Annotated in this window: 18 protein-coding genes; 16 read left to right on the top strand and 2 right to left on the bottom strand. The window is 47.4% G+C overall.

Translation table 11 applies throughout. The annotated features are described in order from the left end of the window. The first annotated feature begins 4 nt into the window (after positions 1-4). From NSS94_RS15195 to NSS94_RS15170, 6 genes are all read left to right on the top strand, one after another. Entirely contained in the window at positions 5-2,029 is a 2,025-nt protein-coding gene (locus tag NSS94_RS15195) for a helicase-associated domain-containing protein (RefSeq protein ID WP_341039583.1), read from the top strand. A gap of 108 nt (positions 2,030-2,137) precedes the next feature. Beyond that, on the top strand, positions 2,138-2,578 hold the full coding sequence (locus NSS94_RS15190; RefSeq protein WP_013310906.1) for a YlbF family regulator: 441 nt from the start codon (positions 2,138-2,140) through the stop codon (positions 2,576-2,578). A 38-nt stretch (positions 2,579-2,616) separates the two neighbouring features. After that, positions 2,617-2,877 (top strand): YlbG family protein, encoded by a 261-nt coding sequence (locus NSS94_RS15185; protein WP_341040413.1) that lies wholly within the window; start codon positions 2,617-2,619, stop codon positions 2,875-2,877. 228 nt (positions 2,878-3,105) lie between these two features. Beyond that, complete coding sequence (locus NSS94_RS15180; protein ID WP_025717787.1) at positions 3,106-3,543, top strand: hypothetical protein; 438 nt, start codon at positions 3,106-3,108, stop codon at positions 3,541-3,543. A 212-nt stretch (positions 3,544-3,755) separates the two neighbouring features. Beyond that, positions 3,756-4,712, top strand: a complete 957-nt coding sequence (locus NSS94_RS15175) for a selenium metabolism-associated LysR family transcriptional regulator (protein ID WP_029517636.1) — start codon at positions 3,756-3,758, stop codon at positions 4,710-4,712. Next, positions 4,712-5,581, top strand: a complete 870-nt coding sequence (locus tag NSS94_RS15170) for a PHP domain-containing protein (protein WP_341039581.1) — start codon at positions 4,712-4,714, stop codon at positions 5,579-5,581. The genes NSS94_RS15175 and NSS94_RS15170 overlap by 1 nt, the downstream gene beginning before the upstream one ends. Positions 5,582-5,674: 93 nt before the next feature. Here NSS94_RS15170 and NSS94_RS15165 read toward each other — a convergent pair whose 3' ends face one another. After that, on the bottom strand, positions 5,675-7,420 hold the full coding sequence (locus NSS94_RS15165; protein WP_069010586.1) for an Rqc2 family fibronectin-binding protein: 1,746 nt from the start codon (positions 7,418-7,420) through the stop codon (positions 5,675-5,677). A 229-nt stretch (positions 7,421-7,649) separates the two neighbouring features. On the opposite strand from NSS94_RS15165, the gene NSS94_RS15160 reads away from it, so the two are divergent. Then, on the top strand, positions 7,650-10,448 hold the full coding sequence (locus NSS94_RS15160; RefSeq protein WP_069010587.1) for a calcium-translocating P-type ATPase, SERCA-type: 2,799 nt from the start codon (positions 7,650-7,652) through the stop codon (positions 10,446-10,448). A 109-nt stretch (positions 10,449-10,557) separates the two neighbouring features. Further along, positions 10,558-11,391 carry a diaminopimelate epimerase gene (gene dapF / locus NSS94_RS15155; protein WP_029517632.1) on the top strand — a complete coding sequence of 278 codons (834 nt, stop codon included), beginning with the start codon at positions 10,558-10,560 and terminating at the stop codon, positions 11,389-11,391. A 165-nt stretch (positions 11,392-11,556) separates the two neighbouring features. Here dapF and NSS94_RS15150 read toward each other — a convergent pair. Further along, a protein-coding gene (locus tag NSS94_RS15150; protein WP_341039579.1) for an IS1182 family transposase occupies positions 11,557-12,917 on the bottom strand; the annotation gives its coding sequence in 2 pieces (ribosomal slippage) (positions 11,557-12,350 and positions 12,350-12,917; 1,362 coding nt in all). Positions 12,918-13,172: 255 nt separating this feature from the next. On the opposite strand from NSS94_RS15150, the gene NSS94_RS15145 reads away from it, so the two are divergent. The 8 genes from NSS94_RS15145 to priA all read left to right on the top strand — a co-directional run bounded on the left by NSS94_RS15145 (position 13,173) and on the right by priA (position 22,353). After that, entirely contained in the window at positions 13,173-14,195 is a 1,023-nt protein-coding gene (locus tag NSS94_RS15145) for a hypothetical protein (protein WP_069012753.1), read from the top strand. 147 nt (positions 14,196-14,342) lie between these two features. After that, a complete protein-coding gene (locus tag NSS94_RS15140; RefSeq protein WP_069012752.1) occupies positions 14,343-16,229 on the top strand; it encodes a bifunctional homocysteine S-methyltransferase/methylenetetrahydrofolate reductase in 1,887 nt (628 codons plus the stop codon). Between the two features lie 35 nt (positions 16,230-16,264). Next, a complete protein-coding gene (locus tag NSS94_RS15135) occupies positions 16,265-17,152 on the top strand; it encodes a YicC/YloC family endoribonuclease (protein WP_069012751.1) in 888 nt (295 codons plus the stop codon). 56 nt (positions 17,153-17,208) lie between these two features. Beyond that, on the top strand, positions 17,209-17,469 hold the full coding sequence (gene remA / locus NSS94_RS15130) for an extracellular matrix/biofilm regulator RemA (RefSeq protein ID WP_005548256.1): 261 nt from the start codon (positions 17,209-17,211) through the stop codon (positions 17,467-17,469). Between the two features lie 14 nt (positions 17,470-17,483). After that, positions 17,484-18,056: a guanylate kinase gene (gene gmk / locus NSS94_RS15125; RefSeq protein ID WP_013310894.1), complete on the top strand. Its 573-nt coding sequence runs from the start codon at positions 17,484-17,486 to the stop codon at positions 18,054-18,056. 122 nt (positions 18,057-18,178) lie between these two features. Further along, positions 18,179-18,382: a DNA-directed RNA polymerase subunit omega gene (gene rpoZ / locus NSS94_RS15120; protein WP_039270867.1), complete on the top strand. Its 204-nt coding sequence runs from the start codon at positions 18,179-18,181 to the stop codon at positions 18,380-18,382. Between the two features lie 90 nt (positions 18,383-18,472). Then, a complete protein-coding gene (gene coaBC, locus NSS94_RS15115) occupies positions 18,473-19,777 on the top strand; it encodes a bifunctional phosphopantothenoylcysteine decarboxylase/phosphopantothenate--cysteine ligase CoaBC (protein WP_341039577.1) in 1,305 nt (434 codons plus the stop codon). Continuing rightward, a complete protein-coding gene (gene priA / locus NSS94_RS15110) occupies positions 19,777-22,353 on the top strand; it encodes a primosomal protein N' (RefSeq protein WP_029517200.1) in 2,577 nt (858 codons plus the stop codon). The genes coaBC and priA overlap by 1 nt, the downstream gene beginning before the upstream one ends. The last annotated feature ends 80 nt before the right edge of the window (positions 22,354-22,433 follow it).

Raw genomic sequence — 22,433 nt, 5'->3', positions numbered from 1 at the left:
AAGAATGGGCGTAACGAACACGCAAGACAGCTGGAATGAGCTTTCATCGGATGAGCTGCTGGTACTTAGACGATGCTTTATTCGGCACGCGGGACAGCCCATGAAGGAAGAAGAACCTATACAGCTTACCCGGGGATCGTTAAGCGGAGTCGAAACGAAACTGGCACTGCGTGGATTACGTGCCCGGGGCTGGCTGGAGGCTGTTACCAAATCGTGGGGCGAACGAATTTTATATATCCCGGTTTATCGACTACCGGATCTGTACGATATGTTGTTAGAGGAAAATCCAATGAACATGATGCATTCGGATCATCCGATAACGGTACATGAATCAATGACAGGCCTGGAGTCGGAATTGCTGCATGCGTTGTCACGTATTGCAGTACAGGGCGTCCCTTTGACGGCCAAAGGAACCATACATAAGCGATCATTGCAAAAATTGAATGAACTGACCCCCTTTCGCCCGGAGGACCTGATGGGTCTTGGGTTGCATTATGCGCATGCAGAGCTGTATCCTGTGCAAACGGTGGTCATGATGGATTTGCTACTCAGTTTGGGGCTGTTAGTGAAAGAAACGGTGTCTTTTCGCATTCAGGAAACGGAACTGGCGACTTGGATTCGTTTGTCTGCTTGGCAAATGCGCAAGCATATTTTTGCTACACTCATGGAAAGATACGGCAAGGCCGAAGCATCCATGCAGCATTTTCGCTATATGCTGTGTGCCGTCTCCCAGTATATGGGAATAGAAGGGTGGATATCTATCAAGTGTCTGCTGCAATGGATGCTTCAAGTAGGCCTAATCCAGCAGGAGAGTACGAGCGGAGCTGATTCCAAGAACGGCGCCCTTTTAGACCTTATTCCTACAACCTCAAATCCGGAAGGGTTTGCGGGAGAAACGGGTTCTGATTTTAATTTTAATGGATCTTTCATGGAGGGATTGGAGGGTTGGCTGAAGGCCCTGACTGCGTTTGGAATGGGTGATTGGGGCCAGACTGCATCGGGTAAACTGTGTTTTCGCTGGAATGTATCTGTGTTAGACATGCTTCGTCCCAATAATTACGAGGATACAAATCAAGAACAAGGTACTTTTTATGTACAACCTGATTTTGAAATATTGGTTCCGCCAGATGTGGCATATGATGTGCGCTGGCGACTGGAATGCTGCTGTGAACGTGTGACAGGAGATCGGATGGCAATATACCGGATCACCAGAGAAAGTGTTACAGAGGCAATCGAGTTAGGGATGGAAGCTAAAGCAATTCCTGCTCTACTGGACAAGTTCAGCCGGACAGGCGTGCCTGATCATGTACGTATGGCGGTAGAACAGTGGGCAGGCGATGTCGGACGGACGGCATTTGCAACGGTAACACTTTTGCGATGTAGCACACAGGAGGATGCAGACATAGTTGCACGCCATCCCGCGCTGGAAGGATTGCTGGAACGGCTTGGCGACAAGGACTTTATTATTCCGGCGAGCTCTGTTGTCAAAATACGAAAAACGCTTGCTGCAATAGGATTAGGTCCACGTCGTGAACCCGAAGGTGTGGACGAGCCAGCTCATCATTATCCACTGATTTCGGAAACAGAGAACATAAATTCAGGCAGCCTCAACAGTGAAATGGAGTCCGAACCTATTCAAGCCCGTTCTATATTTTCCCAAGAGGGGAGAGCAGGTTTGGTTTATACAGGGCGAACGCTGCACTTTTACGAACAAGAGCATACACTGCCTGATCCGTCTGACTATTTTCCAGAAAGATCTACAGTCCCCTCCTCATGGACAAAAGAATGGAGGAGTTACCATACTTCCACTGCCCGGCAGTTGATCGAGCAAGCGATTCGTTGGCAGGCTGCTGTGGGGCTGCGAATCGGTGGGAAAGAGGTTAAATGGATACCGGAGGCGGTGGTTTCCGGTGCACCATGGAGTGTCACAGGCTGGTATGCCTCAGGAAGGGATGACGAAACACTTTCTCCTGCGACCTTACAGCCAAGTGAATGGTCAGACATGCGCTTGCTGGTTCCTTTTACATAGTAGGGCCAGGAAGTGCATGAAACTCCTTCTTCTCAAAAGAAGGATGTGGTATGATAAATGAGTCTACTTTTACAGGGTAGAACTTTATATAAAGTGAGATGAACATTCATGAGCGTAGCCGAATTGAACACGGTCAATATGGCAGAAGTGCTTATTAACGCCTATGAATTGGGCGATATGGTCAACCGATCCTTTGAGGTATCGGATTATTTATATTGGAAACAGCGTGTGGAATTGAATCCGTCTATTCAGGCGTGTGTACGCAAGCTGGATGCCAAAAAGGAGCTATTCGCGGAAACGGAGCGTTTTGGGCATTTTCATCCGAACTATCATGAAGCGAAGGATGCAGTGCAGGTCGTTGAGCTGGAACTGGAACAATTCGTGGATGTTAAGGAGTTCAAACGAGCCGAAAAGGCGCTGGATGATATGCTTCATGCCATGTCTGAAACGATTGCATATTCCGTGTCCGAGACTATTAAGGTGCCGAGCAATGATCCGAATGTGAAAAAAGGCGGATGTGGCAGCGGAGGGAAATGCTCCTGTGGATAGGTCATAGGAATGATACCGAGTGGGGGGAGATGAAGCGAATGTTTGCCGAGCGGACAGGGTACATCATTTGGGTAAGCGATATCAAGGCTGCCCGCAATCTGGATAAATATGGAAATGTCCACTTTATTTCAAAGCGTATGCATTATGTAGTGATATATATGAATGCGGATCGGGCAGAAGACACCGTTAAAAATATTCGCAGACTTTCCTATGTGCGTAAGGTCGAGCGCTCTTTTCGAAATGAGATTAGGACGGATTACAACGACGATAAGGAAAAGATGAAAGAATATGAAATATAATATTAAATGTCTATAAATTGTAAACATTTTTTGAAAGGTCAGCCTACAGGCTGGCTTTTTTTCGTGAAGTCAGGACTTTTGCATAATGGTCTTGATGCTGTTAGACCTAAAAAATCTTAAATATCACCCATAAACTTCAATTTTGTAACTTGTAGTCCCGGGTCTGTTGAGGTAACATATGAATATATTGGTAGATATAAAGACCTATCTGGTGGGGAGAGTGATCCCGTGCGTGACAAAGCAATGCAGCGATGGAGTACATACGAACCGTTCTACGTGGAGATGGGCGATAAAAAAGTCGCCGATATCGTGATAACAAATCATGCGAAAACACGTTACTTAGATCGGGTAGAGCAGAAACAGTCCGAGACGAATCATATCGCCGCCTGGCTTTGGGAATGCCTGAAGCAAAACAGGATGGAGTCCTATTATCATAACGAAGAGGATGTATATTTAATTGATGGTGATCTGGTCGTCGTGGCCGAATTTGGAGAGTTGCCCGGCGAGATGGATATTGCGGGGAATCCGCTTCACAAAATGATTGTCATTACCTTTTTGGGCCGGATGTCGGAGACCATTGAATTAAGGGATTTGAAGTCATACTATTCATGGTTACGCCATTCGCGGCGCATGACACTGATGAAAAGCACTCGTAAGCAAAAATAGACGGTCATTTGGAGAACGGCTTCAGATGAAAAAATCTCCAAACTTCTTGAATACCGTTAAGTTTAAGTAGAAAGTATGCAGTTATTAGCTGCATGCTTTTTTTATTTTCCAATAATAAAACTACCCAATTCAGTAAGTTTACTTGGAAATGCTTTCGACAGACGTTTTTCTTATGTTAAAATAGGGAGAACAGAGGGGAGAGGGCTGTCAGTATGAACTTTCATCAGTTGCACATTTTTTATACCGTAGCGGAACGCGGGAGCTTCTCGGCGGCGGCACAAGCGCTGCATATGACACAACCTGCGGTGACGATGCAAATTCAGTCTTTGGAAGATTATTTTGGCACGAAACTGCTGCAACGTTCGACTAAAAAAATCGAACTTTCAGAGGCGGGAGCGACACTCCTGCCTTTTGCGAAAAAAAGCATGCAACTGATCAGGGAAGCTGACGAGGCGATGTCTGCTTTTACTCACATGTTGGAGGGAAGATTGCATATTGGCGCCAGCCTAACGATTGGTGAGTATATTGTACCCAGAATGTTGGGACCGTTTGGTCAGGAATACCCTCATATACGCATGGCGATGAATGTGATGAATACAACTCAGATTATGGATGATATACTAAAACATCAGCTGAATTTAGGACTGATTGAGGCCCCAGTCCAGCATCCGGATATCGTGGTGGAACCTGTGATGCAGGACGAACTGAAACTGATTGTGCCTTCAGGACATGCGCTGGCCAAGGCTAAAAAAGTGGTTCTGGAAGATGTGTTCAAGCATCCTTTTGTAGCCAGAGAAAAGGGATCTGGTACACGTCAAGTAATAGAAGATGAGCTGAAAAATCGTGGTATGGATGCCTCCCGACTTGGGATTGTAATGGAGATGGGGAGCACTGGAGCGGTTAAATCGGCGGTGGAGGCTGGACTGGGTATTACCATGCTATCACCTTCTTCGGTGAAGCATGAAGTTGCGCTCGGATTATTGAAAATTGTAAATATTTCAGATATCACGTTCAAACGAGAATTTTATGCAATTCATTTGAAGTCGGCGTTGTTGCCGATTCCGGTAGTAACCTTCCTGTCTTACTTGCGTCGTCATGATCAGGGAACGGACGTCCTGGGGGACTCGCAGGACGAGCTTGCAAAGGTGAAAGAGAAGGAGGATGTATAATGAAGGAGCAGATTAACGTAAAACGATATGATTTACACACACACACCCAAGCATCTGACGGAATGCAACCACCTGCAGATAATGTGCGCTGGGCCAAGGAAAAAGGACTGGCAGGTGTGGCCATTACAGATCATGATACGGTAGCTGGCCTGGAGGAAGCTCTGGAAGAGGGAAAACGCATAGGAATTACTGTGGTGCCGGGAGTGGAAATTAGTACTCGAGCTGGCGATAAGGATATTCATATACTCGGTTATTTTATGGATTACCGCAATAAAGTGTTTTTGGAACGGTTGGAAAAGCTTCGCCAGGCACGGGATACCCGTAATGATTTGATTTTGAGTCAATTGCGTAGTCTAGGTGTGGAAATCACACTGGGTGAAGTGGTGGCTACGATGGGCAGACCGCTGGCACCAGATGAAAGCATTGGACGTCCGCATATGGCGGATACGCTGGTTCAAAAAGGATATGCGAAGGATATGCGGGACGCGTTTGACCGTTACTTGGCGGAAGGAGCGCCCGGATATGTGTCTGTACCCCGTGTAGAGCCTGCGGAGGCCATAAACTGGATTCGTGAAGCAGGAGGGGTACCCGTGGTGGCCCACCCTGGCTTGTACGGAAATGATGAGCTGGTTCGTTCTATTATAGAGGAGGCGAAGCCTGCGGGCTTGGAGGTGCGACATTCGGACCATGATGCTGAGGCTGAGAGCCGATATACTGCGATGGCGGCGCAATATGGCCTCATTGCAACTGGCGGCTCGGATTTTCACGGCGCGCGTCAAGGTGTTATTTTTCACGGTGATCTGGGTAGCCGTAGTGTGGAAGGGCAGGTAGTCGAGGAATTGAGGAAGGCTGCTGTTGGACAAAAGTAAATAAAAAGCCCCTTGCCTTATGCATGGAACACAAGAAGTGTATCGTGCAAAGAACAAAGGGCTTTTTTTGTGGATTCAATAGGCTAGTAGGACTTAGCCGTTTTTGATGCGATTCGGCAGCTTTTTGACTAGTTCCTCATCGGGTGTAATGAAAAGCGTACGCTGATGGTCGTAGATGACAAAGCCAGGTTTGGCTCCGCTAGGCTTACGTACATGTCGAATCAGGGTGGCGTCCACAGGTACACTGCTGGACTGCTTGGCCTGACTAAAATAAGCAGCGAGTTGAGCTGCTTCCTCCAGCGTCGCATCTCCGAATTGCTCAGCACGTATAACGACGTGTGACCCCGGAATATCCTTTGTGTGCAGCCAGGTGTCATTTGGTCCGGCCAGTCGATTTGTTACATATTCATTTTGCAAGTTGTTTTTGCCAACCAGTAACTCGATACCTTCGGATGATGTATAGACGTGCAGGGTTGGACGGTCGTTTTTCTTCTTTTTCTTTCCTTTTTTGACCCGATCTCTGAGATAGCCCTGCTGAACCAGTTCTTCACGTATTTCCTCAATGTCATTCATAGAGGCATGGGCTAGCTGCTGAAGAAGACTGTCCATATAACGGATTTCTTCGTGTGTTTTCTCCAGTTGTTCGTCAATGACAGCCAGGCTGTTTTTATATTTGTTGTATTTTTTAAAATACCGTTGTGCATTATCCGACGGGTTGAGTAGTGGGTCCAGTGGGATGGTCATTGGACGCTGTTCCTCATCATAGAAGTTGGTGAGCGTCACTTCTTTGTCCCCTTTTTTCACCTCATGCAGCGAAGCGAACAGCAACTCTCCATAAATGCGAAATTGATCGGCATCTTCCGCCTCGGCCAAATCCTGCTGGAGATAGTCGAGTTTTTTTACATTTTTACTTCGCTCGTTTTGCAGAAACCGCAGTAGGTCACTGACCTTTTGCTTAACCGTATCCCTTTCTGCCTTTTCACCGAAGAAGTCCTCCATACACTCACTGATCGTAGCGTATTCCTTACGTTCTCCTTGGATCAACGTCAGCGGAATAGCTGAGAATATCACTTTATCTTGTGCATTTAGTCCAGATACCGGCTGAAAACGATGATTCCGCACGTCATCCATGATGTGACTGAATGTACTCCATAGTGAATGATCACTACCACCAGATACTTCATTAGTTACTCGAGTTAGTATCTCTTCAGCAATGAGGGGACTGAGCCCGGTAAAAGTGTTCACGATCCAGCGTTTGGGGGTTTCTTCGGCCTCAATCGCTGTTTGATACGAGGATCTGAAAGCCGCCTCTTCTGTTTCTAGTGGATTCAGCTTGTTTTGTTCAGGAGGCTCCGTGTATTGAAAGCCGGGCATAATGACCCGATAGCTGCTAATAGACGGTGTGACATGATGAATGCCATCCAACATCACGCCTGTTTCCGGGTCAAGCAAAATAATGTTGCTGTGTCTACCCATCAGTTCAATGATAATTCGTTTGAGTGAAACATCTCCCAGTTCATCACGTTGACGTATATCCATGTGAATAATACGCTCCATGCCCACCTGCGTGATTTTCTCGATAACGCCTCCTTCGCAATGCTTGCGAAGAAGCATACAAAACATAGGAGCTTCTGTCGGATTAAGAAAGCTTTGATCTGTTAAATGTACACGCGGAAAGGTCGGATTAGCCGATAGCAGCAGCTTTACGCTTCCGCCTTGTGCCCGCAGATTCAGCACGATATCGCGATCGTTTGGCTGATGTATTTTATTAATGCGCCCGCCTCGGATGCCTTGCAGTTCGTGTACGATAGCGCGAGTTACGATTCCGTCCAATGCCATAATTTTGTTCTCCTTTGAAGCAAATGTATTTTCGCCTTCCTTCTATGATACATAACTTTGGGACAAAACTTAAGCGGCTTTGTGATATTTCAGATCCTGTCCGAATAGATTGAATCTAGAAAGTCTGTCCAGCTTATCAGCAATCGCGGCATAAAAATATAATAACGGGCAGCCATCCTACGCACAACCGACGGAAACGGACTATCTGACCGGGAGGGAATTGGGGAGAATGGAACAAGCACACTGGCACCAATTAAGCAATGAACAGCTTTCAACAAGTCTGGAAGTCGACCCGAAGCAGGGTCTTTCGGAGGAACAGCTTACGGAACGAAGAGAAAGGTCAGGATGGAATGAGCTGAGCGAGGGGAAGCGAGTTTCGGCGATCTTGCTGCTGCTCAACCAGTTCAAGGATTTTATGATGCTTGTATTGATGGGAGCGACTCTGATATCCGGCCTGCTTGGCGAGTATTTGGACGCGATTACCATTATTGCTATTGTTGTACTGAATGGAATTCTTGGCTTTGTACAGGAATTCAGAGCTGAGCGTTCATTGCGAGCTTTGAGACAACTATCGGCTCCGACCGCCAAAGTGTTGCGGGGCGGAAAACGAATTCAAGTTCAAGCCAGAGAACTGGTACCGGGTGATATTGTGCTGCTGGAAAGTGGTGATCGCATTCCCGCAGATGTAAGGTGGTTGAGTACGAACGGCTGTGATGTAGAGGAGTCCGCCCTGACAGGTGAATCGGTTCCGGTGAGTAAGCATTGCCGCCCTATTCATGCCGCCGAGGTACCACTTGGGGATCAAAAAAACATCGGTTTTATGGGCACGATGATGACTAGAGGAACCGCACAAGGAATAGTTATACGTACAGGTATGAGTACCGAAATGGGTAAGATCGCAGACTTGATAGAAAATACGGAGTCGCAGGAGACACCGTTGCAGCACAGATTGGAGCAATTGGGCAAAATTTTGATTATCGTAGCGTTGGCGCTAACGGTGCTCGTTGTCGTAGCAGGCATTTTACATGGACAGCCAGCCATGAGCATGTTCTTGGCCGGAGTGAGCTTGGCTGTGGCGGCTATACCGGAAGGGTTGCCAGCTATTGTGACGATTGCGCTCGCATTGGGTGTGCAGCGTATGATTAAACGAAAGGCGATTGTGCGTAAGCTGCCTTCTGTTGAAACGCTCGGCTGTGCATCTGTCATTTGTTCCGACAAAACGGGTACCCTGACCCAAAATAAAATGACGGTTACCAAGCTATGGCTGGACGGCCGCTTCTGGGGAGTTACGGGAGAGGGCTATGACCCTCACGGGCATATTATGGATAGAGACCTTCCTGCCGATCTTAAAAACGGACAATCTCTGCGTAGACTGCTGCAAGCCAGTGTGCTTTGCAACAATGCGGAAATTGTTCAAGCCGATACAGAGGAGCTACGTTCGAAAAAGAAAACCAAAGAGCCGACGCCGTCCTCCGTTTGGGAGCTAAAGGGTGATCCGACGGAAGGAGCGCTGGTCACGTTAGCTGCCAAGGGCGGAGTCACGCGACAAGGGCTATATGAGCTATACACAAGGGAGCGAGAATTTCCTTTTGACTCGGATCGGAAGCGAATGTCGGTACTCGTACGCCACCAGGGAGGACACATTGTCTTTGCCAAAGGTGCACCGGATGTATTGCTGGGCCAGTGCTCCTACATTTTATGGGAAGGAAATGTCGTTCCGTTAACGGGTACGCTGCGCCAAAAGGTACTGGCAGCTAACGAAGGAATGGCCTCGGAGGCGCTACGTGTACTTGGTGTCGCTTACCGTGATATCCGCTCGCATGAGCGTGTCTCCACGGTTGAGGAGGCTGAAGCACAACTGATCTTTATCGGGCTGACAGGCATGATTGATCCGCCACGTCGCGAGGTTCGCGAAGCCATTGGCAAGTGTCGTCGTGCTGGCATTCGCACTGTGATGATTACCGGAGATCACGGTACAACTGCAGAGGCCATTGCACAGCAGCTGGGCATTTTTCAGCGCGGATCCCACGTGTTAACAGGACAGGAATTGTCTGCGATGGATGATGCGTCGCTGGACAAAGCCGTTGATACCGTCTCTGTATATGCACGGGTTTCGCCGGAGCACAAGCTACGGATCGTCAAGTCACTGCAAAGGCGCGGACATGTCGTAGCCATGACTGGAGATGGCGTCAATGACGCTCCAGCGATAAAGGCGTCGGACATCGGCATTGCAATGGGTATTACAGGGACGGACGTGACCAAAGAAGCGGCTGCGCTTGTTCTGAGTGATGATAATTTCTCTACGATTGTAGCCGCAATTGAGGAAGGACGGAATATTTACGAGAATATCCGTAAATTTATCCGTTATCTACTCGCCTCCAATGTGGGTGAAATTTTGACGATGTTTTTTGCCATGATGGCCGGGCTGCCATTACCTTTGTTACCGATCCAGATTTTATGGGTGAATCTGGTGACAGATGGCCTACCAGCGATGGCTCTGGGGGTGGACCAACCAGAAAAGGATCTCATGGAGCACAAACCTCGTGGCGCAAAGGAAAATATTTTTGCTCGTCGACTGGGCTGGAAAATCATTAGTCGTGGCTTGTTGATTGGTTTATGTACGCTAGCGGCCTTCTGGCTGACATTACGTATTGCACCGGATGACGCAGGACAACTGATCAAAGCACAGTCCGTTGCCTTTGCTACGCTAGTTCTGGCGCAGTTAATTCATGTGTTTGATTGCCGCAGTTCCCGTTCTATTTTCCATCGTAATCCGTTTCAAAATAGTTATCTTGTGCTTGCCGTGCTGTCTTCAATAGTACTAATGCTAGTGGTTATGTACGTGCCTATGCTGCAACCTATTTTCAAAACGGTACCGCTCGGTTTGCGTGAGTGGGCGCTATCCATTGTCGCAGCTGGGATTCCGACGTTTCTGATGGGAGCGGGAAGTGTGTGGGGCGGTCGACGCAACCGTCGTCGCGGCGGAAATACACACTTTTCAGCGGGACGTACGAAGTTTTCATCCTAGAAATCGGGTTATGCATATCGCATCGCTTTCCCACTATTGCCCTGTATGATATCATGGGATCAAAGCTTCATGAGGAACATGACATCAGCAGCAACGGCGGAGGTAAGCTATGGAATTCACAAAAATGAACGGTCTAGGTAATGATTTTATCGTTTGGTTTGGGCATCAGGAGTTGCCGTCTGACGCCTCGGAATTAGCTGTTCGGCTATGTGATCGACATTTTGGTGTTGGCGCCGATGGGTTGGTATATATATTGCCATCAGAAAAAGCGGATTTCTGCATGCGCATTATTAACTCGGACGGCTCAGAGGCCGAACAATGCGGTAATGCTATCCGTTGTGCTGCCAAATACGTATATGACCGTAAGCATATCAACCGTGAACAGATCACGATTGAGACGCTGGGTGCAGGTGTACAGCAGGTCGAACTAACTGTAGAGAATGGACTTGTTCGTATGGTGAAGGTAGATATGGGAGAGCCAATTCTTGAGGGTTTGAAGATTCCGACTACTCTGGATCTGACTAGCGTAATTAATGAGCCCATTGAAGCTGGAGGAAGTGGTTTTCGCTTTACGGCTGTATCTATGGGGAATCCGCACTGTGTCATTTATGTGGAGGATGCGCCAAGCTTTGATCTGGAAGCCTGGGGGCCAAAGCTGGAATGCCATCCGTTATTCCCTAAAAAAACAAATGTTGAGTTCGCCACGGTACGTAGCCGTAAGCATATAGATATGAGAGTATGGGAGAGAGGAGCCGGGCCGACGCTAGCTTGTGGAACCGGGGCCTGTGCTACGCTTGTTGCTTCTGTACTAAACGGATATAGCGACCGCCACGCCATTGTAAGCCTGAAGGGCGGCGATCTGGATATCGAATGGAGCGAGGAAGATAATCACATATATATGACGGGTCCGGCTGAGATCGTGTACGAAGGTCGTCTGTTCTGAATCATGTGACTATAAAGATAACGTGCAACTACTTATGAATCGTATAGAAGTGAGTGAAAAGAAGACCTTAGTAGGTCTTCTCAGATTGTCGAGAAACCCCGTCATTTTGAGACGTGGGTTTCTTTTTTACATCATAATGCTCTGGTCTCTGGAGAAGCAGGGGGGTTACCCCTGTTTCTCCAGGCGATCTAGGTGGATCGCCATCTTCTTCATGTTCTGCACGGCTGCCGTCATAAGGGCTTGTTCCCTGACGTTTGGAAGACCGCGCAAACGGCAATAGCGAAACCCATGGAGCTCTTTGGCATCCGCGAAGCTTCGCTCAATCGTCTCTTTTCGTTTGCGGTACAGCTTTTTACCAGATGGGCTCAGCCGGTTGCTCCGTACCCACTCTTTGCTGTCTTCCCAGACATGCCGAGTCACCACTTTGCGGTGGTTTCGAGACTGGGTACACTGACTTAGCAGTGGGCAATGCTGGCACTGAGCTGGGTCAGAGGCATACTGCCGGTATCCCTTACGGTCCGTCGTTCGGTAGGGCAGTTCCTGTTGGGCTGGGCATCTATACGCATTGCGTTTGGCATCGTATTCAAACTTCCATTTCGGAAACAGTCCTTGTCTGGGATGGAATCTTCGGTGAGCAATCACGGCAAAAATCTTTCGGTTCTGCAAACCTCGGCAAATCGGCGTTGTTAAATAACCTGAATCTAGTGCAACAGCTTCTACTTGAAAACCAAAACGTTCTCTTTGGCGATCCAAACGGAACAAATAGGGGACAGAATCATGTACATTCCCCGGTGTCACATGCACGTCCGTAATCAGATTGTACTTCATATCCACCGTGCGGTGGTCCAGATAGAAGAAGCCTTCGGGCTTGCCATCACGGATCATATAGCCGCTGTCCGGGTCTGTTTTGCTCACTTTAATTTCTTTTTCTTCGTTCACTTCCTCTCGGGATTTTAAGGCTTTTTTCCGTGGTTTCTCCGGTCATCCTTCACCGCTTCGTTCAGCTCGTCCATATAGTCTTTAGTATTCTGCAACACTTGTTCTTTGGTGTACTGGTGCCTGTTAGCATTGGCTTTGACGTGTGTGGAATCGGTGACGAGAACACGCCCACCCACCATTCGGTGAGAGATCGCCTGCAGCACAATTTCATCGAAGATATCTTGAAAGATCGTGGTGTCTTTAAAGCGAGTACGACGATTCCAGCTCATCGTCGTATGGTCCGGAACTTTATCCGTTAAGCCCAACCTCAGAAACCAACGATAAGCTAGGTTCGTCTGAATTTCTCGCTCGAGTTGCCGTTCTGAGCGAATGCCATAGAAATAACCGAGAAAGATCATTTTAAACAATACGGTAGGATCAATGGCAGGACGCCCGTTGTCTGCACAATACAGTGATCGAACTTTATCATCGATAAACGAAAAATCGATATACTTATCTACTTTGCGGAGCAAGTGATCTTGAGGAACCAGATCTTCGATGGAAACAAATTCGTAGGATTGTTGTTTTTCGCGGTTGGAGCGTAGCATATCAACACCATCCGTTCTACAATAGTTACCTATATTATACAACATTAACGCGGTGTCGTCTTAAACAAAATTAACATAAAATAGGCTGTCGAGACTTTCTCGACAGCCTGAGAAGACCTTAGTAGGTCTTCTTTTTTTGGACTTAGATGCCCCTGTATACAAGGAATATGATGAACAAAGCAACATTCTGTCTTTTTTTGGCGCCTGAACGATGTATAATATAGAAAATGAAAAACAATAAGGAGGCCGTTCATAGTGCGGAAATTTCGTTGGATTTCAGCAGTTACAGTCTTCATATTTGTAGCCACCGCGCTTCCGGTTCAGGCGGCGACCATTCCTGCCGCCGCGGAAACGACGGATAAGCAGGTTGGGTCGCTAACTCCGACAGTGGTAAGCCGTTTAGAAAAAGCGGTGCAAGAACTCATCGGCTCGAAGACAGCATTTCAATTTGACGATGTGACGGATATGGGGAAAACTTGGATTGTAGAGGGCGGACTAGAAGATGGAACTGCTACGTTGCAGACAGAATATAATAAAGAAAAAAATAGAGTAGATTCTACAACCATACGATATAAAATAAGCAGCTTGGGAAAAGCGATGAACGCGCCACTCAAGACGAAAGTGCTAAACAGCGCCAAAGCGTTTGACAGCAAGCGTCCTTTGCAATTTGAAGCATTTTGGCGGGTCAAATCCCCTTATCAGTCCAACAAGCCATCAAATTACTGGGTATTTTGGGGCGCAGGAGAACAGGCTTCCTCGTTGTATGTGGATGTGGATCGAAGTAACGCTATTACCATCAACGCGGACTATGCGCTGAAGCGGGTGGACCCTCTGATACTGAACCGTGCAATGAATACATTTAAGCGTGTGAGTGGACAGCCAATTAAGGTGCAGCACGCTTCACGGTACAAGGACGAAGCGAAGGGGCTTTCATATTGGTCGTTTGAGGATGCAAACGAGGCCAGTGAGGTCAAAATTAGCGCGGTAACCGGTAAAGTGCTGGCCGTATCCACCTATGGGGTGGACTGGAATGATGACGCAGATTTCAAAAAAACATTTGCAAGCCCGAAATATACTGCCTCAGAAGCTTTGAAGCTAGTCAAGCCCAAGGCTCAGATGTTATTTAATATCAATTTGACCGGCTATAAAGTGAAAGTTCAAGGGAATCAATATACGTTCTACAAGCAGCAAAAGGGAACGGATTCTATTGTGGCTAAAGTGAATAAAAAAGGGACTTTTTACGCTTACTCTCTCCATTCTTCCAATGGGAAAATGTAGTAGGAAATAGAAAAGATGAATCAAGCCGCTCCACTCCTGATATCATATTGTCGGGGAGTGGGGCGGCTTTTTTAGTTTTTGGCTTATGTTTGAAGTCTCTTTATGTTACATTAGTATGAAAATAAAGAGCGGGGTGGAGCAGAGGACATGAAACCGGATTTGCGTACTGTGCTGAATCGTGAAATTATTGTCGGAGACGGCGCAATGGGGACTTTTTTATATCAGCTAGGATTTCCAGTAAATACGTCTTTCGAAGAACTGAACATCACTTCGCCTGATGTTATATCAGACGTGCATGGTCAATATTTAAGTGCAGGAGCTCGATTGCTGGAGACTAATACATTTTCTGCAAATGATTATAAGTTAGCCCGGTTTGGACTGGAATCTAAGGTAGAAGAGATCAATCGTGCTGGTGTGAGAATTGCCAGAGATGCGGCCGGACCTGAACATTATGTGGTAGGTGCAGTGGGTTCCATATGTGGGGGAAAGCGGCTTAACATATCAAAGCTGGAGCTGGCAAGAAACTATGAACAGCAAATTGATGCCCTTCTCTCCGAAGGAGTCGACGGTATTTTGTGCGAAACGTTTTATTCGCTGGATGAAATACGCATAGCGCTTCACAGTGTACGTAAATATAGTGATATTCCGGTGATTTGTCAGTTTGCGGTCGATCAGGTTGGTCGTACTCAGGATGGTTTTTTAGTGGCGGAAGCTTTTTCGGTGCTGCGTAATGAGGGGGCAGACATCCTTGGATTTAACTGTCACTCGGGTCCGCAGGGAATTATGAGTGTAATGGAGCAGCTGGACGGCCCTTTGTCTGTACCGTTGTCCGTATATCCGAATGCGGGACTAGCAGATTATGTGGACGGTCACTATGTATACGGTGCATCACCTGAATATTTTGGAGAATGTGCCAAATCCTTTGTAGACCTGGGAACGAGGCTGCTCGGTGGTTGCTGCGGAACTACACCGGATCATATTGCTGCTATATCCAAAGCCTTGAACCGTTTGCAACCGCCTCCTCTTGCTTCAAAAGAAGCTTTGTCGAAAGAGTCCTTTCAAGTGGCGGAGCAGATTGCAGATGAAGGGGAACGAGGAAATGGCAGACATACCAGTGAGCCCAACATCGTGGATCTTGTAAAGGAACGACATACGGTCATTGTAGAACTGGATCCTCCGCGCGATCTGGACATTACGAGGTTTATGCAAGGTGCTCATGCGTTGAAGAAAGCCGGGGCTGACGCGCTTACACTGGCTGACAACTCGCTTGCAGTCACTCGCATGAGCAACATGGCGCTTGGACATTTGGTCAGTATTGAATCAGGCTTGCGTCCATTAATTCATATAGCATGTCGTGATCGCAATCTGATTGGTACTCAATCCCACATGATGGGTTTTGACGCGCTCGGTATTGACCATGTACTGGCGGTTACTGGAGATCCGGCGCGGTTCGGTGATTTGCCAGGCGCCAGTTCGGTGTATGATATGACCTCTTTTGAAATCATACGCATGATCAAGCAATTAAATGATGGTGTCGCATTTTCCGGTAAGCCACTGAAGCAGAAAGCTAATTTTGTGGTAGGTGCCGCATTTAATCCTAACGTCAAGCATTTGGGTAAAGCCGTACAGCGGTTGGAGAAGAAAATTGCCTCCGGAGCCGACTATGTTATGACTCAGCCCGTATACGACCACGAGTTGATTGCAGCCATCGCGGAAGCGACACGACATTTGGAAGTACCGATTTTTATCGGTATTATGCCGCTGGCTAGTGGGCGCAATGCAGAATACTTGCACAATGAAGTACCAGGCATTCAGTTATCCGATGAGGTGCGTGCACGTATGTCTGGCCTTGAGGGTCCGGAAGGACGAGCAATGGGTGTGTCTATTGCCAAGGAGTTACTCGATACGGCAATGGAACATTTTAATGGTATCTATTTTATGACTCCATTTATGTTCTATGAAATGACAGCTGAACTGACTTCTTACGTATGGCAAAAATCAGGCCGCGCACAGGCCCCCTTGTTTCGACTATAATAATCAATTACAATAGTATAATGGATGTGATGCCGATGTCATTGAGTATGACCGGATACGGTCAAGCTATCCTTCATTATGAGGGCTATAAAGTGCGCTTGGAATTGAAATCGGTAAATCACCGCTATTGCGAAGTGATGATGAGAATTCCGCGCGAATGGACTCGTTACGAAGATGGCTTGAGAAGAACGGTTCAACAGCAGATTAAACGCGGTCGTATCGATGTCTTTATCCACAGGGAACGTGATGAAGAACAGATGCCCGCCGCGCGGTTAAATGACACTGTGGTGCAGGCTTACCTGCATGCAGCGGAGCAGCTGGCGGATCGTTATGGAGTGAAAGGAACGTTAGGGATAAGCGATATTCTTGCTTTGCCTGACGTTCTGGGTGAGCCTGGAGAGGCTTTCCATGGAGACGAAGAGGACTGGGAAGAGCAACTACAGCGAGCTTTGAATGAAGCTTTGCAAGGTTTACTGGAGATGAGAAGGCGAGAAGGCAGGCATTTGGCGCAAGATGTGAAATCCCGTATTTTACGTCTGGAATCCCTGCATCATGAAATGACGGTGCTGGCTCCTCATGTTGTGAGCGACTACCGTAACAGGCTGAAACACAGGCTTAAAGAGCTTCAGGACGGTTCATTTACGCTTGATGAACATAAGTTCGGAATGGAGATTGCGTTATTCGCGGATCGCAGCAATATTGATGAGGAACTTACCCGGCTTCAAAGTCACTTTGGGCAGTGCAAGGGGTTGCTGCTATCGGACGAGCCGGCCGGTCGCAAATTAGATTTTTTAATCCAGGAAATGAACAGAGAAGTCAACACGATCGGCTCCAAGGCTAATCATCTCAACTTGGTTAATTTGGTCGTTGAGATGAAAGCAGAGCTCGAGAAAATTCGTGAGCAGGCTGCAAATATTGAGTAGCTACCTGGTAGCGGCACGGCTGCAAGAGTCACATGTATAGGGGGAAAGACCTGAATATGGCAATCAAATTGATCAATATTGGTTTCGGCAATATCGTGTCGGCCAACCGAATTATCTCCATCGTCAGTCCGGAGTCTGCTCCGATCAAGCGGATTATACAGGAAGCCAGGGACCGTCATATGCTAATTGATGCTACCTATGGCCGCCGGACGCGGGCTGTTATTATTACAGACAGTGATCATGTAATCCTGTCTGCGGTGCAGCCGGAGACGGTCGCTCATCGCCTATCCACTAAAGATGATGACAATGACGAATAAAAATGGAGTGTACTATGGCTAAGGGATTATTATTTGTAATATCCGGACCTTCGGGTGTCGGTAAAGGGACGGTAGGCAACGCATTGCGTGACAAGCTACCAGAGATAACGTACTCCGTTTCTGCTACAACTCGAACACCTCGTTCAGGCGAACAGGATGGAGTGACCTATTTTTTTAAAACGCGTGAAGAATTTTTGGGTATGATTGAACGAGATGAAATGCTGGAGTATGCTGAGTATGTAGGGAACTATTATGGTACTCCACGTGATTTTGTAGATCAGACGCTTGCGCAGGGAAAAGATATTTTTCTGGAGATTGAAGTTCAGGGAGCGCTAAAGGTTAAAGAAAAATTTCCAGAAGGCATATTCATTTTTCTGCTTCCGCCTTCGCTAGATGAATTAAAGGATAGAATCCGGGGACGGGGCACAGAAACTCAAGCGACCATAGACCACCGTATGTCGGTAGCTGTGGATGAAATGAATCTGTTGCGTCACTATGATTATGCGGTCGTCAATGATGAGATTGATTTCGCTTGTAAACGAATAGAATCCATTATTATCGCCGAACATTGTAAGGTTCATCCTTAAACGAGGGCTTTACATATGCCAAGCGTACCTAAAGAGAAATAATACTGTATAAGCTGAGCTTGAAGGTGTACACTGGAGTTCAGCTTATACAGTCCTAAAACTACATGAAGAGGTGTCTATTCGTGCTGTATCCTTCCATTGATGAAATGATGAAAAAGGCAGATAGTAAGTATTCGTTGGTTGTAGCGGCTTCACGTCGTGCCAGACAGTTGCGCGAGGGTGAAAAGACGACCCTCAAGAATCCTAAATCCCACAAACAGGTTGGAGTAGCTTTGGAAGAGATCTATGCAGATCATCTTCTACTTGAAAGCGGCGAAGAAGAATAAGAATTATAGACAATCATTATAACCGGGCGTAATGCCAATTCCTTTGACAACCGCAAGGTTGTTATTTTTTTAGGTCAGGGGGAGTTAACGATGTTGAAGGGGAAAGTTATTATTCTAGGTATAACCGGTGGAATTGCTGCTTACAAAGGGGCTGTGTTATGTAGTAGGTTGACACAAAAGGGCGCCGATGTTCATGTGATTATGACAGCTTCTGCTAAGGAGTTTATTACCGAGCTTACGTTGCAGTCGCTCTCTCGTAATCCGGTGTACAGTGATACGTTTGATGAAAGAGAGCCGTCCGTCGTATCCCATATTCATCTGGCAGATGCGGCTGATTTGGTGCTTGTTGCACCTGCAACTGCGAATATTATCGGAAAAATGGCGCATGGCCTTGCTGATGATATGTTGTCTACAACGTTGTTGGCTACAACAGCGCCTATTATGGTGGCACCTGCGATGAATGTACATATGTACACTCATCCGGCAGTCATGCAAAATATGGAGACGCTTGTATCACGTGGCGTGAAGATGATTGAGCCTGGTGAAGGATTACTGGCTTGCGGTTACGTTGGCAAAGGACGTTTGGAAGAGCCGGACACAATTGTGCAAACCATAGAGCACTTTTTTGATCAGCAAGCCCAGGAACAAAAAAACAACATTAAGTCTGAATCCCGATGGTTTGGTGGCGAATCTATGGAGGCTCAAGTGCCTGAGTCACCTGTGAATGAGAATGAATCGGTGCTTTCAGGTAAAAAAGTCATTGTAACGGCTGGAGGCACGATCGAGCGAATTGATCCAGTGCGTTATATCACAAATGATTCATCTGGAAAAATGGGTTTCGCCATTGCAAAAGTGGCTCAAAAGATGGGGGCAGAGGTGCACTTGATTGCTGCCAATACCAGTGCGGAACCGCCTGCTGGTATTATGCTTGAAAGAGTCCAGTCGGCTGAAGACATGTACGCAGCTGTATTAAAACAATGGGAAACGAGCGATATGGTCGTTATGGCTGCTGCAGTTGCAGATTATCGACCACGTGAGATAGCACAGACCAAGATCAAGAAAAAAGATAGTGTATTTACGCTAGAGTTAGTGAAGAACGTCGATATTCTAGAATCACTCGGACGGAGTAAGAAACATCAATTTTTAATTGGCTTTGCAGCTGAAACTGAACATTTGGAGACGTATGCGAAAGATAAATTAGAACGTAAAAATTGTGATTTGATCGCGGCAAACGATGTAACTGTGAATGGTGCTGGTTTTGGCGTCGATACGAATGCTGTTCAAATTTATGACCGAAGCGGGATCGTTGAGCGTATTCCTGTACAGTCAAAGGAAGAAGTTGCGCGTAAGTTGCTTACTATAGCCGCGGGACGCATGGGTGGGGTGCTGCATTAATGGAGACGGGCAATTTAGTTGCCAAGGTCATTGTCGATGTACCTGCCAAGGATACGGACCGCACCTTCGATTATCTGATACCGGATTCAATGAGACCTTGGATTGAGCCGGGTAGTCGGGTAGCTGTGCCATTTGGCAAACGGACGGTGCAGGCTTTCGTCATCTCGGTAGTCCCAGCTGAGGAACCACCGAAATACAGGATGAGAGCGATTCAGGAGTTGCTGGATTTGGTGCCACCTTTATCTGCCGACCTAGTCGAACTGGGCAAGTGGATGAGTGAACGTTATGCTTGTAATCAAATTATGGCATTGCAAGTGATGATTCCTACCGCGCTCAAAGGCAAAGCAGAACGTTATATCTCAATTGCGGAACAGCATGAGTTAACGCATCCACAGCGTAGTATACAACCGAATCAGGGCGATGAGCTCGAATGGGCACTTCTGACCGACGATGGTATGAGTGATCCGACAGAGCGTCGGATTGTCAGCTTCATTCAGGAGAAGGAGCAAGTCCCGTTGCAGCAACTCAGTCGACGTTTCCCTGAGGAAGCGGAGGTTATTAAATCACTGTTACGCCGGGGTGTGCTTCAGGAAAGTCAAGTTATTAAAGACAAGCTTGGCAAAAAGACCATGAAATCCGTTGATCTGGCTATCGGCATAGACGAGGCATCAACGGTACTGGAGCAATTTTCTGCCAAAGCACAGCGTCAGCGGGAGGTACTTGCTTTTTTGCTGGAACGTAGCGAGTTTTTGCCTCTGTCGCTCAAGGAAGTCATGACCTCATTGAGTGTGTCTGCTGCAACGGTTAAGGCGCTGGAAGATAAGGGCTATGTGTTGCTGGAGGATGTCGAAGTGTTCCGCGACCCGTACCGGGGCAGACACTTCAAGCCTACAGAGCCACTCCCTCTCACAGCAGAGCAGCAGTCGGTGTATGAACGGATTATTCGCCAGCTGGACACGCGTGAGCAAGGAGCTTATTTGTTGCATGGAGTCACGGGGAGCGGTAAGACGGAAATTTATCTACAGACGATTCAACGTTGTATCGAGCAGAATCGGCAGGCCATTGTGCTGGTACCTGAAATATCGTTAACCCCACAAATGGTTGAGCGTTTTAAAGGTCGGTTTGGCGATCAGGTAGCAGTGATGCACAGTAGGTTGTCTGGAGGAGAACGGTACGATGAGTGGCGCAAAATACGCGAAGGCCGTGTGAAAGTGGCGATTGGTGCTCGCTCGGCAGTATTTGCGCCTTTTCGTGAGTTAGGTCTTATTATTATGGATGAGGAGCACGAAACGTCCTATAAGCAGGAAGAGACACCTAAATACCATGCGCGTGATGTCGCCATTCGCAGAGCCCATCAGCATGGGGCTGTCGTTATTCTCGGCTCGGCTACACCGTCGCTGGAAAGCTACTATGCGGCTCGCTCACAAAGCAACGACGAGTTTGCGCCGTTGCTACTTGAAATGCCAACTCGCGCATTGGGGAACACGTTACCCGAAGTACATATCATGGATATGCGTGAGGAACTGCGTGCTGGCAACCGCTCTATGTTTAGCCGTGCGTTGCATAATGGGATTGCAGAGCGGTTAGAGCGTAAGGAGCAGACGGTGCTCCTGTTGAATCGGCGTGGACACTCCACATTCGTCATGTGCCGTAGCTGTGGCTATGTGGCGGGCTGTCCGCATTGTGATATTTCGCTTACGTATCATCAGCGGTCGAACAATTTACGTTGTCATTACTGTGGTTATTCCGAGCCTGTGCCTCAGACTTGCCCTGAATGCGGTAGTGAGCATATTCGCTATTTCGGTACAGGTACCCAGCGAGTGGAAGAAGAGCTGGCGAAGCTATTCCCCGGTATACGTGTTGTTCGAATGGATGTTGATACAACGACAGAAAAAAATGCCCACGAAAAGCTCCTCAAGCAATTTCGTGATAAAAAAGCGGACGTGCTGCTCGGTACTCAAATGGTTGCCAAAGGCCTGGACTTTCCCGATGTGACACTGGTTGGTGTCATTACTGCGGATTCAGCTCTCAATTTACCGGATTTTCGGGCTGCGGAAAAGACATTTCAGCTGTTAACACAAGTAGCTGGACGTGCTGGGAGACATCAATTGCCAGGGGAAGTATTCGTACAATCCTATACTCCAGAGCATTATTCGGTGATTCACGCAAGTCGCCATGATTATGCTTCTTTTGTGAGGGAAGAATTGAAACACCGCCGCAATTTGCACTATCCACCATATTGCCGTCTTATTTTGGTAACCTTTTCTCATGAACAACTCCCGGTGCTGGTCCGGCTGGCAGAGAATTATTCAGCAACACTACAGGGACGGGCCAGACAACGAGGCTGGTTCGGGAATATGGATCGTCTTACATCGGATGTACTCGACATTTTGGGGCCAGTAGCTTCTCCCATTTCGAGAATCAAGAATAGATACCGATTTCAATGTATGATAAAATGGCGTGGAAATATCGACGCGATTAGTTTGGCTCAGCAAGTAGCTGATGAAATGGCCGAATCCGCACAGGCGCAAAAGTTGCTGATTAGTCTGGATGTTGATCCACAAATGCTTATGTAGAGCGTTGCCACAAAAGTTATTAGCACAATTAATGCGGACAAGTCGTCCGTACATAGGATAATGTAGCAGTCGCGTTTGTG

The organism is Paenibacillus sp. FSL L8-0644, assembly GCF_038008165.1.
GTDB classification, from domain to species: domain Bacteria; phylum Bacillota; class Bacilli; order Paenibacillales; family Paenibacillaceae; genus Paenibacillus; species Paenibacillus polymyxa_D.
Note: the sequence above shows the minus strand (reverse complement) of the source record. Positions and strands in the feature narration are given on the sequence as shown.

Bases quoted from the DNA above. Each gene is read 5' to 3' on its own strand.
- NSS94_RS15190 (WP_013310906.1), top strand. From the start codon at position 2,138: ATGAGCGTAGCCGAATTGAACACGGTCAATATGGCAGAAGTGCTTATT.
- NSS94_RS15195 (WP_341039583.1), top strand. From the start codon at position 5: ATGGGCGTAACGAACACGCAAGACAGCTGGAATGAGCTTTCATCGGAT.
- NSS94_RS15135 (WP_069012751.1), top strand. From the start codon at position 16,265: ATGTCATTGAGTATGACCGGATACGGTCAAGCTATCCTTCATTATGAG.
- NSS94_RS15175 (WP_029517636.1), top strand. From the start codon at position 3,756: ATGAACTTTCATCAGTTGCACATTTTTTATACCGTAGCGGAACGCGGG.
- NSS94_RS15185 (WP_341040413.1), top strand. From the start codon at position 2,617: ATGTTTGCCGAGCGGACAGGGTACATCATTTGGGTAAGCGATATCAAG.
- coaBC (WP_341039577.1), top strand. From the start codon at position 18,473: ATGTTGAAGGGGAAAGTTATTATTCTAGGTATAACCGGTGGAATTGCT.
- priA (WP_029517200.1), top strand. From the start codon at position 19,777: ATGGAGACGGGCAATTTAGTTGCCAAGGTCATTGTCGATGTACCTGCC.
- NSS94_RS15140 (WP_069012752.1), top strand. From the start codon at position 14,343: ATGAAACCGGATTTGCGTACTGTGCTGAATCGTGAAATTATTGTCGGA.
- dapF (WP_029517632.1), top strand. From the start codon at position 10,558: ATGGAATTCACAAAAATGAACGGTCTAGGTAATGATTTTATCGTTTGG.
- gmk (WP_013310894.1), top strand. From the start codon at position 17,484: ATGGCTAAGGGATTATTATTTGTAATATCCGGACCTTCGGGTGTCGGT.
- remA (WP_005548256.1), top strand. From the start codon at position 17,209: ATGGCAATCAAATTGATCAATATTGGTTTCGGCAATATCGTGTCGGCC.
- NSS94_RS15160 (WP_069010587.1), top strand. From the start codon at position 7,650: ATGGAACAAGCACACTGGCACCAATTAAGCAATGAACAGCTTTCAACA.
- NSS94_RS15165 (WP_069010586.1), bottom strand. From the start codon at position 7,420: ATGGCATTGGACGGAATCGTAACTCGCGCTATCGTACACGAACTGCAA.
- NSS94_RS15170 (WP_341039581.1), top strand. From the start codon at position 4,712: ATGAAGGAGCAGATTAACGTAAAACGATATGATTTACACACACACACC.